The organism is Microcystis sp. M113S1, from assembly GCF_020246945.1.
Lineage (GTDB): Bacteria > Cyanobacteriota > Cyanobacteriia > Cyanobacteriales > Microcystaceae > Microcystis.
This window is the reverse complement of sequence record NZ_JADBSA010000365.1, coordinates 1-10,909: the sequence shown is the minus strand read 5'-3', so window position 1 is coordinate 10,909 and position 10,909 is coordinate 1. Positions and strand designations below refer to the sequence as shown.

General features: G+C 45.0%; 16 protein-coding genes and 1 pseudogene. 10 read left to right on the top strand and 7 right to left on the bottom strand.

Going from position 1 to position 10,909, the window contains the following annotated elements; genetic code table 11:
• Window positions 1–560, bottom strand: a 560-nt coding sequence (locus tag IM319_RS18495; protein ID WP_287736528.1) for a tetratricopeptide repeat protein, incomplete at its 3' end; no start/stop codon positions are given.
• Window positions 561–917: 357 nt separating this feature from the next.
• On the opposite strand from IM319_RS18495, the gene IM319_RS18490 reads away from it, so the two are divergent.
• Both IM319_RS18490 and IM319_RS18485 read left to right on the top strand, forming a co-directional pair.
• Window positions 918–1,184 (top strand): hypothetical protein, encoded by a 267-nt coding sequence (locus tag IM319_RS18490; RefSeq protein ID WP_287736527.1) that lies wholly within the window; start codon window positions 918–920, stop codon window positions 1,182–1,184.
• Window positions 1,185–1,227: 43 nt separating this feature from the next.
• On the top strand, window positions 1,228–1,437 hold the full coding sequence (locus tag IM319_RS18485; RefSeq protein ID WP_002761322.1) for a hypothetical protein: 210 nt from the start codon (window positions 1,228–1,230) through the stop codon (window positions 1,435–1,437).
• Window positions 1,438–1,698: 261 nt separating this feature from the next.
• On the opposite strand, the gene IM319_RS18480 is transcribed toward IM319_RS18485, so the two are convergent.
• The 5 genes from IM319_RS18480 to gpmI form a co-directional block, all read right to left on the bottom strand.
• Window positions 1,699–2,415: a peptidase gene (locus tag IM319_RS18480; RefSeq protein ID WP_287736526.1), complete on the bottom strand. Its 717-nt coding sequence runs from the start codon at window positions 2,413–2,415 to the stop codon at window positions 1,699–1,701.
• Window positions 2,416–2,649 carry a preprotein translocase subunit SecG gene (gene secG / locus IM319_RS18475; RefSeq protein ID WP_002736485.1) on the bottom strand — a complete coding sequence of 78 codons (234 nt, stop codon included), beginning with the start codon at window positions 2,647–2,649 and terminating at the stop codon, window positions 2,416–2,418. It lies immediately after the preceding gene.
• A gap of 67 nt (window positions 2,650–2,716) precedes the next feature.
• Entirely contained in the window at window positions 2,717–3,058 is a 342-nt protein-coding gene (locus IM319_RS18470; RefSeq protein WP_287676455.1) for a type II toxin-antitoxin system RelE/ParE family toxin, read from the bottom strand.
• Window positions 3,042–3,299 carry a hypothetical protein gene (locus IM319_RS18465; RefSeq protein WP_002736285.1) on the bottom strand — a complete coding sequence of 86 codons (258 nt, stop codon included), beginning with the start codon at window positions 3,297–3,299 and terminating at the stop codon, window positions 3,042–3,044. The genes IM319_RS18470 and IM319_RS18465 overlap by 17 nt, the downstream gene beginning before the upstream one ends.
• A 29-nt stretch (window positions 3,300–3,328) precedes the next feature.
• Window positions 3,329–4,927, bottom strand: coding sequence for a 2,3-bisphosphoglycerate-independent phosphoglycerate mutase (gene gpmI, locus IM319_RS18460; RefSeq protein ID WP_287736525.1), 1,599 nt, complete (start codon window positions 4,925–4,927; stop codon window positions 3,329–3,331).
• A gap of 264 nt (window positions 4,928–5,191) precedes the next feature.
• Between gpmI and IM319_RS18455 the strand changes: the two genes are divergently transcribed.
• Complete coding sequence (locus tag IM319_RS18455; protein WP_287736524.1) at window positions 5,192–6,160, top strand: phosphate ABC transporter substrate-binding protein; 969 nt, start codon at window positions 5,192–5,194, stop codon at window positions 6,158–6,160.
• Between the two features lie 67 nt (window positions 6,161–6,227).
• Here IM319_RS18455 and IM319_RS18450 read toward each other — a convergent pair whose 3' ends face one another.
• Window positions 6,228–7,019: a hypothetical protein gene (locus tag IM319_RS18450; protein WP_287736523.1), complete on the bottom strand. Its 792-nt coding sequence runs from the start codon at window positions 7,017–7,019 to the stop codon at window positions 6,228–6,230.
• An 85-nt stretch (window positions 7,020–7,104) separates the two neighbouring features.
• Between IM319_RS18450 and IM319_RS18445 the strand changes: the two genes are divergently transcribed.
• From IM319_RS18445 to IM319_RS18415, 7 genes and pseudogenes are all read left to right on the top strand, one after another.
• Entirely contained in the window at window positions 7,105–7,623 is a 519-nt protein-coding gene (locus IM319_RS18445) for a hypothetical protein (RefSeq protein ID WP_287736522.1), read from the top strand.
• A 36-nt stretch (window positions 7,624–7,659) separates the two neighbouring features.
• Window positions 7,660–9,117, top strand: a complete 1,458-nt coding sequence (locus IM319_RS18440) for a caspase family protein (RefSeq protein ID WP_287736521.1) — start codon at window positions 7,660–7,662, stop codon at window positions 9,115–9,117.
• Window positions 9,118–9,302: 185 nt separating this feature from the next.
• Window positions 9,303–9,494, top strand: coding sequence for a hypothetical protein (locus IM319_RS18435; RefSeq protein ID WP_149107175.1), 192 nt, complete (start codon window positions 9,303–9,305; stop codon window positions 9,492–9,494).
• A 3-nt stretch (window positions 9,495–9,497) separates the two neighbouring features.
• Complete coding sequence (locus IM319_RS18430) at window positions 9,498–9,746, top strand: hypothetical protein (RefSeq protein WP_287736520.1); 249 nt, start codon at window positions 9,498–9,500, stop codon at window positions 9,744–9,746.
• A gap of 175 nt (window positions 9,747–9,921) precedes the next feature.
• A pseudogene (locus IM319_RS18425) lies at window positions 9,922–10,134 on the top strand (type II toxin-antitoxin system HicB family antitoxin).
• 169 nt (window positions 10,135–10,303) lie between these two features.
• On the top strand, window positions 10,304–10,510 hold the full coding sequence (locus tag IM319_RS18420; RefSeq protein WP_158199314.1) for a type II toxin-antitoxin system HicB family antitoxin: 207 nt from the start codon (window positions 10,304–10,306) through the stop codon (window positions 10,508–10,510).
• Between the two features lies 1 nt (window position 10,511).
• Complete coding sequence (locus tag IM319_RS18415; RefSeq protein ID WP_158199315.1) at window positions 10,512–10,724, top strand: type II toxin-antitoxin system HicA family toxin; 213 nt, start codon at window positions 10,512–10,514, stop codon at window positions 10,722–10,724.
• Window positions 10,725–10,909 lie beyond the last annotated feature (185 nt).

Sequence of the window (10,909 nt, the reverse complement as noted above, 5' to 3'; positions counted from 1 at the left end):
CGACGGTACATTTCCTCGGCTTCTGTCAGTTTTTTCTGGACATACAGCACGTTACCGAGATTGTAGTAGGCATAGACATACTTATCATCAAGAGCGAGCGCCCGACGGTACATTTCCTCGGCTTCTGTCAGTTTTTTCTGGTCCGACAGCACGTTACCGAGATTGTAGTAGGCATAGACATATTTATCATCAAGAGCGATCGCCCGACGGTACATTTCCTCGGCTTCCTTCAGTTTTTTCTGGGCCCTCAGCACGATACCGAGATTGTTGTAGGTTTCTGGAAGTTTTGGATCGAGAGCGAGGGCTTTTTGACAGAAAATCGGTGCTTCGTCTAACTTATTTTGACGGAATAGCGCAGCGCAGAGATTGCTAAAAGCCACAGCACTGTTAGGATCAAGCTGAATAATTTGTCGCCAGATTCTTTCGGCTTCCGGGTATTTTTTTTCCGATTGAGCGGTTTCACCCTGTTGCCATAACTGCTCCAGTGTTTGTGCCACTGTTGTCGGCGGCATGATCATCAATGCCAAAGTTAACACCAAAGCCAGCCGCACCACTTTCATAAGCTGATTAAAAATATTCCATCTATAGGTTAACAGATAGCAATGGAGTCAGGAACATTGCTGCATCTTAGTCGGTTAAGTAAGTAGTTATAATTAAATTGAATATAGATTTTACCTCTGATCCCCCCTGCTACCTTGATAAGGGACTTGCGTGGGAATAATATCCCAATCGATCGGAGGGCGCAAGCTTTGCGCCCCTACAGTAACGGATTTTGTCCACAATGTAGGGGCGAACTGCGTTCGCCCAAAAGGTACATTATCAAAGCGCAAGTCCATAAGGGGGGTGTCGATCCCCCCTGCCCCCCTTGATAAGGGGGGTGTTTGACAACTTTTAACACCTACTTACTTATACTTATAATGAATCAACCTAACGAAATTCAAAGGCAGCAACATCAGAGATTTACAGAGATTTTTAATCAGGGAAAACAGCGTTATATTCAAGCTGTCGGCAATAGCAAAAGCTATCTTTCCAGTGTCAAAGGAAAAGATTATTTATCAGACGAAGAAAGAGAAGAAGCGAAACAATTACTCAAACAAATATTTCAAACCCCAACAATCCAACTTAATCAGCGTGATTTAGACATGGCTAGAGGAAATAGAGGTGTAGATGAACTAAAAAGTTAGTCAATAGTGGGTAAAATGTTTGTGTATAGGACATTTTTTCCCCATGACTAAACCCTTAGACTCCCTGAAACAGCCCAATCCCTCGGAAAAAACAGCCCCTAGAGATGATTGGTTAGATAGCGAACTATCTCGTTTAGAAGATTATGAACCTTACGATTGGGGAGAAATAGATCCCTTAATGTTAGGCAAACCCGTACAATATGTTTCTAGTATTGGCTTAGTTGTCGAGGGTGGCAAAGATTGGGGTTGCTGATTTGCAATAGGAATCTTCTTGTGTGGGGTTTTTAAAACCTAGAGCTAAACTAACTTTTGGATAGGATGCACAGTTGGCATTCATAGCTTGAGTCAGCAACACCCCTCCCCAGCAACCCAAGTTAATCAGTGCGATTAAAACATGGCTAGAGGAAATAGAGGTTTAAGCGATGGTTAATCTTCTGGATCTTAGTCAGTTATACTAAGTATATCCATAACTTATACTTTTTAATAGCAGAACCGACTGAAGAGCAATATTTACCTATTCAGGCATTAGATACCCTAGCTTATCCATCTGCCAACCTAACTTAGTTGGCTGCTGATAAACCTTTTTTAAAGTGTTAATATCCCGGCTAGAAATCGGGGCAATATCTCTAGTTTGAGCGAAATACATCACATCCGTCTCTAGGGGACTATGACCCCAAATTCCCAAAGCGTGACCTAATTCGTGACGCACTGCCGCTAAAGCCGACTGAGCGGCTAAATTGGGACTAATCTGGATACTCATCCGATGAGTTAAGCGATTTTCCTTGACAAAAATCTCGTATTGTGTTATGGCAGAACGCACCCGGGGCAGTTCTAACTTACCGGTTTCGGGATTAAAACGGACTCCCGACGGCGGTAACTCCTGTTTAATGAGGATATCGGCCAATTCTGCCCGATTTACTAACTCGATCGGCAAATACTGCCCCCATTCAGCGATCGCCTGTTGTACCAAACTCAGCCAAGAACTGCGATCGCTTTGAACGTAAATCTTCACGGGAAATTGCGACCAAATCAACGCTCCCACGGGACTGATTTCCACAGCATCAAAATAATCCCCGGGTTGGTTTTGCTCTTGCCATTGGGCTAAATTAGCGGGTAAAGGATGGGTTTTTAACTCCGGTAGCGCTCGACTGTCGGCGATCAAAGAAGAGGAAAACAGCAAAAGACTCGCCAAGGCTGCGAGTCCTAGAAAAGAGAGCCAACCTCTCAGCATTTAGCGATTTAACCAGCCAGCGCTCAGTACAATAGTTAGGGTGATAAATACCGTCCCCAACGCCCAAGTCACCTGATTTAAGGTTTTTTCCGCTGTTTTTGCGCTGGTAAAAATCTGTGATTGGCCGCCAATACCGCCAATACCATCCCCTTTGGGACTGTGTAATAACACCAAAATCGCCAGAAAGGCCGCCGCCAGCGCCCAAATAATCTGTACTACCAGCACCACTGTCATGATCATTACTCTCTATTTTCCATTACAAAGTATAGCAGTTATCAAGCCGTCAGCTTTGAATTAGTTATCAACTAGGGTCCTCTTCATCCTCTATATCCTCAACTGTTAGTGGTGCTTGGGCGCTATGGCGAACATATAACACATAAACCGTACTATCTCTAATTGTAAAAAGCACTCGATAGACATTTTTACCTTTCCCATAAAAAAGTTGTCGGACTTCTTTGGGTAGAAAAATCCTCTGTTCGAGCGCTAAAGCACAACGAGTTGGTTTCTCTTGCAGAGTCGCAATAGCATTCATTAATCCTCGAAACCAACGGTCAGCAAACTCAGCATTATAAACTCGATACCAGCGATAGGCTTTTTCGATCTGTGCCGTGGCAGTTGCGGTAATTTCAACCTGAAATACCATATTTTTCGGCCATTTCTTGGGCAAAATCGGCAAGAGGACGGGTTTTACCAGAGTTGATCTCCTCGAAACCTTGCTGAATCCCCTCGATGCTCTCTAAATACTCCATCAGTTGTCTGAGCTTACTAGGATCGATTTGATCGAGAAAAGTCACCAGCACTTGTGAGCGATCGCTAATATCATTGGGTAACTCGGTTAGGTGTATTTGTCCATCTCGATAAACACCTTCGATGGTTTTCAGCATAAAATTCCCCTTTATTGACTTTTTACCTGTTAAAGCGAGATTCGGACGGGAGTGCGACTAGCTTTAATTTCCACCTCGGCCGGTTTAATCAGCGATCGCCCAGTCATTTCTACTGGGACGGGAATTTGGAGAATTTCGAGGATAGTGGGGGCAATATCGGCTAAACGACCATCATCCCGCAGCTGCACATCGCCACCGTGGCCCGGTATTTTTCTCCCTTCCCCTTCAATTAAAATTAAAGGAACGGGATTAGTCGTGTGGGCCGTCCAAGGATTACCCGACTCATCCACCATCGTTTCAGCGTTACCGTGGTCCGCGGTGATTAACACTGTTCCCCCCAATTTATTGATGCTACTTAACAACTTAGCCAAGCATAGATCCACCGTTTCCACTGCTTTCATGGCCGCGTCTAAAATGCCCGTATGACCCACCATATCGGGGTTAGCGTAATTGACTACCACGAGACCATAGATCCCCTGTTCGATCGCCGCAGAGACCGCTGCTGTCACCGCGGCTGCCGACATGGCCGGAGCTTGGTCATAGGTGGCGACTTTCGGACTAGGAATTAATTCGCGCACTTCTCCCTCAAAGGGTTTTTCTAACCCCCCATTAAAAAAGTAGGTGACGTGGGGATATTTTTCGGTTTCTGCACAACGAAATTGTTTTAATCCCTGTTGAGCGATCACCTCTCCTAAGATATTATTTAAATTCTGGGGAGCAAAGGCCACATCTACCGGTAATTTCGGATCGTATTGGGTGAAAGTGACAAAACTAAGCGGAGAAATTAAATCTCGATCGAAATCTTCAAAATCGGGCATAGTCAGGGCATAACATAACTGTCTAGCTCGATCGGGACGGAAATTATAGAATATCACCCCATCGCCCGCTTCGATCGCCCCCGGTGCAATCCTAGTGGGGAGAATAAATTCATCGGTAATATTTTGGTCATAAAATGCCTGTAATACTTCCGTGATCGATCGCCCGTCAATACCTTGATCACTGGTCATAACGTTATAAGCTTTTTCGACCCGATCCCAACGGTGATCCCGATCCATGGCATAATAACGCCCACTGAGAGTCACCATGCGACCGAGACTGATTTTATTAATATGTTCTTGAATCCGTTTAATAGCGAGCATCCCGTCGGTGACATTGGTATCGCGACCATCGGTGATGACATGAATGCAGACATCGCTAATCCCTTGCACTTTCGCTAAGTCTAATAATCCCAGTAAGTGAGCGAGATGGGAATGGACTCCCCCCTCAGAACATAAACCAATTAGGTGTAATTTGCTTTTTTTGGGGCGAATCTCCCCGCAGAGTTTTAATAAAGCCTGATTTTGTTGAATCGAACCATCTTTGATCGCATCGGAAATTCGTACTAATTCTTGTGGTACAACTCGCCCCGCTCCGATATTCAGGTGGCCAACTTCCGAGTTGCCCATCTGTCCTTCTGGTAGGCCTACATCCTTAGCGGAGGTGCGGATTAAGGTGTGGGGATACACTTCCCAGAGACTATCCATAATCGGGGTTTTCGCCATTGCGATCGCATTATCCGACCTTTGCGGGCGATAACCCCAACCATCAAGGATAACCAGCACGACTGGGGATATAGGTGCGTGGGTCATGATATACAGTCCTAAATCAAGAGTGGATTTCCATGCACTAAGATAATATCATCGAAACTTCCATTGATCACCGATGTGGAGGCGATCGACCCCCTAATGTCAGCAAATGATGGGGTAGTGAGGTAGTGGGGTGTTAGGTGTTAGGTGTTGGGGTAGTGGGGGGGTGGGGAATTTAGCTGAAATCTCCCCATCTCCCCAAATCCCCATCTCCCCAAATCCCCATCTCCCCAAATCCCCTAACTGATCACCGCTCACTGAATAATTATGTCTCAAAAAAACGAAACAACTGCTTTAATAATCGCTCTTTTATCCACTGCGGGCATTTTAGGTGGGGGTTACTTCTGGCTGCAAAGTCAATGTGCCGCAGGTCAAGAATTCTTTCTCTGTGTCAGCGGCAAAAGTCCGCAAAAACCCCCAACATCGGGAAGCACCTCCTCTCCCTTACCTCCTCCCCCCTCACCCCAGGGAGTGGTCAGTTTTGCCCCACCGACTTCTATTCCCAGTGGCACGACAATTCGCATTAACGGCGCTACCAGTATGGTACAGATTAATCAAGCCTTAAAAGCCGCTTTAACTGCCAAATTTCAGGGGGTAGAGGTCTTGACAAATGCTCAAGGATCTGATATCGGATTAGAGGAAGTAGCCCGGGGGGCGATCGATATTGCGGCGGTGTCACGACCTTTAACCGAGTCGGAACGCTCTCAGGGACTGGCTTCTAGTCCGATCTTTCGAGATGCGATCGCTATTGTGGTGGGAGTAAAAAACCCCTTTGCGGGAGGGTTAACCACTGCCCAAGTTAAAGATATTTTTACCGGAAAAATCACTTCTTGGTCGGAGGTGGGCGGTTCTACTGCTACTATTCAAGTGATTAATCGTCCTCCCATTAGTGGCACTTATCAAATTTTTCGTCAGGAAGTGCTGCAAGGGGCAGAATTTGGTACAGGAACTAATTTTCAAATGATGGTGAGGGATGCAACGACCCCGATTTTGCGAGTTTTGGGACTGAATGGCATTAGTTACGCCACCTATAGCCAAATTGCCAACCAAACAACCGTCAGGGCGCTCGCTATTGAGGGAATTTTACCCAGTGAACCTAATTATCCCTGGCAGCGTACCCTTTACTACGTTTACAAAGAACCTGCTAGTGAAGCGGTCAAAGCTTTTATGGGTTTTGTGACCTCTAGTGGTGGTCAAGAAGCGATTTTTCGGGCCAATGAAGACCTACAAAAGTAGTTAGCGAGAATATCCGAAAATCTGGGAAATTTTACGTCTTGCATGACTAGGGTGAGCATTGCCTATTTTACCGTGGAGACGGGGAGGCATTGAGAATGGTTAGCTGAACACCATTATCTTTTTCATAAACGATCGCCACGGGAATGGTCAACCGGGAATCTTTTTTCGGTAAGGCGGGGAAAATATAGGCATAACCGTCTTGTTTGAGGAGAAGTCGCCAAACTCTGGGTTTGTTAGAATTGCTCAGGTCGGTGAGTTCTTGACCGAGGAGGAGATCGTAGGCTTTGCGATCGCCGATGATCCGCAAGTCAGTTGGGTTATCGAGGGGGTTATCGAGTTTGCGTCCTAAAGCGGCATTTTTGGACATCAGAAGGGTGACGACGGGCAGTGAAGAGGTTTCGTTGACGGCATCTTTCCAAGCATCCGCTTGTGCTTGCCAACGGGCCAGCCAAAAGAGGGCGGTGAGGATAAAGAGGACGATAATTAGCTCATTCAGCAGAGAGGCGAAAAAGTTAAGAATCTTTGTCTGGGCTTCATTGAAAGTAAAGGGCAATCTTCGCAGGTATTTACTGCCCCATTTTTGGCCCCAGTGCAGGGTGACGAGAATAGCTAAGACTGTCACACCCAAAACGAGAATGGTTCTCAGGAAGGCGAGGGGTTCCCCGAAAAAGGTTTGGAAGGCGGCAAGATAAAAGGATTCGCCTGGCAGGTTAAGGGTAGTGACTTCGAGTTGAAAAAAACTGAAGTAAGTCCAGCGATAAGTCCATCCGGTAAAGTACAGGCCGGCGGCTAACAAAGCCAGCACACCGAGGAGTTTGCCGAGGGGATTGTATTCGGGGGTGGTCTGGGGTTCAGCCATGACAAACAGCCTAGTTGTGAGCGGAGAAAAGAGGTGTTAGGATTCTATCATTTCTTATTTATCTGGATATAGAGGGGTTAATCCGGTGAAGAAGACTATTTTGCAGGGGAGTATTTTCGCTTTGCTGTGGCTGGGGGTGGCGAGTGAGGGGCATTGGGCCGGGTGGCAGGGTTCCGCGCGGAGTCAGGGAACAGTTTTAGAAGTGGCGGTGCCGGATAAGGCGACGGTGACGAGGAAACAGGGGGCTTCTCTGACGGGTCAATTAACAGCTTTTAATCAAACAAGTTTGACGCTTTCGGCTGAGGGTTATTCGGAAAAGGTTCCGTTGACACAAGTTAAGGCGATCGCTTTTGAGGGTGATGTCTGGATTACAGGAAAGCCTCTGCCGACTAAGTTCCGAGGAAATAAAATATTGCCAGATTTGCCCATTCCGGCCTTGAAGCTAGGAAATTCTCCCAGAAAAGCGACGATCGCTCTAGCCACGATGAGTCCTCAAGGGCGAGAACGATTGTTAGAAGACACCCAGAATAAACCCCACGGAGTGAAAAAGATTCTCTTGAACTCGTCGGCAAAAATGACGATTCACATTGGAGAGATCGAGTAAATTGCCATTGAGTTTAAAAATCGCTGAGTTTGTTCTATGTTGCCTCTGAAACCGATCGCTCTTATCTCTGTTGCTACTGGTTTAGCCGTAATAGCTTTTGCGGGGTTTGCTACTAATACGACCCCCAAAACCGTCATTTTGGCGAAGGATGGGGGTTTAAGCTCGCCATCTCTGCAAGGGCAATTGAAGGGGATCGATCCTCAATTAGTGGCGCAAAAACAACCCAAAGTGGCTTTGGTGATTGGCAATGCGAACTATGAGGAAGGCGCATTATCTAACCCTGTTAATGATGCAACGGATATCGCCAAGGCGTTAGGGGAGTTGGGTTTTGAGGTGAAGTTGTTGCAAAATCAGGATTTGCGATCGATGGAAAATGCGATCAACGATTTCAGCCGACAATTGCGTAAGGGTGGCGTGGGTGTTTTTTATTATGCAGGACATGGGGTACAGGTACAGGGAGAAAATTATTTAATTCCCCTCAAGGCACAACTCCTGAATGAGAAAGATGCCCGTTATGAGGCGGTCGCATTGGGTAAGGTGCTGAATGCAATGGAAGAAGCGAGAAATCAGGTCAATATTATTATTATTGATGCCTGTCGGGATAATCCGTTTTATCGGCGGTGGCGATCGAGTCGTCGGGGTAGCAATGTTCGGGGATTGACGGCTGTTTCTCCTCCCAGTGGCATTATTATTGCCTACGCAACGAGGGAAGGAAATACGGCGGCAGATGGGGTAGGACAGCGCAATTCTCCCTTTACGTCGGCATTACTGGAAAATATCAAGAAACCTAATATAGATGTGCAGTTGATGTTTCGGCGGGTCAGCACATCAGTTAAGGAAAAAACAAACGCAGTCCAACAACCTTGGACAGAAGGGAATTTAGAAGGGGATGAGTTTTATCTCAATCCACAGCAAACTGTTGTAGTATCGCCTCCTCCGTTCAGTCCTCCCCCTGTTACCCCATCGCCCGTGGTCACGCCACAACCAACACCACCCACCCAACCACGATCGACCCTCATCTCCTCAACCACCGGCGTGGACTATACCCCCCTACGAGAACTCCTACAACAGAAGAAATGGCAAGAAGCCGATCAAAAAACCTGGGATTTAATGCGGGCGGCCGCTAAACGAGAAAAAGAAGGATGGATAGACAGCAAATCCGCCGAGAAGTTTTCCTGTGAGGATTTGCGGATGATCGATCGAGAATGGTTAAATGCTTCAGGAGGAAAGTTTGGCTTTTCTGTACAATTGGCTATCTACAAGCAGACAGGCAACCAGATCGGTGACTATAATGATGAAGTGTGGCAACGTTTTGGGGACGCAGTAGGCTGGCGCTGGCGAGTCAACGGAGACTGGAAAACTTATTCCAATTTAACATGGAGTACAAACGCACCATCATCAGCACCCAAAGGACACCTGCCGTCGTGGCGGCCACCTGAGGGGGGATGGATGGGAGCGGACGCAATCTCTCGCGTTGCGGCTTGTGAATTGTAGCATATAAAGCGTTTCGCAGTTTTTTCAAACTCCGATCCTACAGGGGTTCAACACGAGGTTATCAGGGGTTCCGCGATTCGATACCTGTCACCGTCACCCCAGGAGGGTAAATGCCATTTTCCCCTACATAATCTATGGTTTATAATTACGATAGATATTAACCAGCGCAAGTTAGGAGTAAATACTTGTCAAAAAAGAAATTTCGTAAATCTGTTGAAAGCATTCGTTATCAAATTCTGAACCATCATCAAAAAATTGCCAATGAGAAACAAAAAGAATCCCCCGATAAAAACTTAATTAATTACTGGGAAAGAGAAATTAAAGGTTTAGAAAAAAGTTTATCTAGAGCAGAAAAGCGATTAAACAGAGGAAAATAAGCAATGATTTCAAACACTGAAAAACCCTTGAAAGTCAACTCTACCTTGTCCACTCTATTATCTGAATTAGGTGAAGAATGCGAAGCGGTTTTATTCTTACTAAGTCAGCTTAAATTACCAAGCCTAACTGATGACCAAAAAGGGGATATTTTGGCAGAATTAATAGGCTCAATTACTCACTTGCACGTTCATACCGAAAATTTATCTGATTTAATTGGGGATGAAATTTTAGCTTTGCCAGATGATCAATAATGTTATGATGATTCTTTGTTCTCTGGTTCAGTAGTAGTAGTAGGTTGGGTTGAGGCACGAAACCCAACACAAAGCCTATAATTGTTGGGTTTCACTCTGTTCAACCCAACCTACACAACTTATCAAGTCAAACAAATTCGTAATCTAATTTTAAAATATAAATTAGGAGGCAAAGATGAAAATTCGCTATGAATTAATTATTTATTGAAGTGAGGAAGATCGAGCTTTTATTGTTGAAGTTCCAGAATTAGCAGGATGTATGGCAGATGGAGAAACCTATCAAGAAGCTGTACAAAATGCTGAACTTGTTATTCAAGAATGGATTGAAACTGCACAACAAGTAGAACGAATCATTCCTGAACCAAAAGGACGACTATTATTTACCTAATGATGAAGTTTCTCTCGCTGCGACTTGTAAGTTATAGCATATAAGGTGTTTCGGAGTTTTTTCAAACTGCGACATTTGAGGTTTTCTTACGAAATTATTAGGGTTTTTGCGATTGTGATAATATTAATGTTATGATGATGCAGAAAAGCAAATATTGTATATACAAAAAATGAAATACCAAATTGCTATTTATCGGTCTGAAGAAGGGATAAGCGTTTGCGTACCTGCTTTACCTGGTTGTTGGTCTGAGGGTGATACAGAAGAAGAAGCATTCCTTAATATTCAAGATGCTATTGAGGATTATTTAGCAGCATTAAAAGATAGATTGCATGGTGTCGAAATACGAGAAATTGAAGTAACTGCTAATAAGTTTTGATATGCCTAAACTTGCTGGTATCAATCATCTTAAAGCAGTACGCGCTTTAGAAAAAGCGGGATTTAACATAATACGTCAGAGTAAACATATCGTGATGAGTGATGGAATACGTCAAGTAACCATTCCTCGAAATAACCCCATCAAAGCTTTTACAATGGGTGGGATAATTCAAGATGCTGGTTTAACTATTGAAGAGTTCCGTAAATTACTCTAAATATACCTTAAATCAATGAATACCCCGATGAAGAAAGATTTATTTTGACACTCCCATCGCTAAAAGCGAGGGATTCTTGGTTCATCGAGTTTCCTTGATCTGGCAGGACGTATCCAACCAAACCAGAGGGAATCTCTCCCCAAGCGTATTAGTTTCGGTATGCCCTACCGTACTTAGTCCCTTTT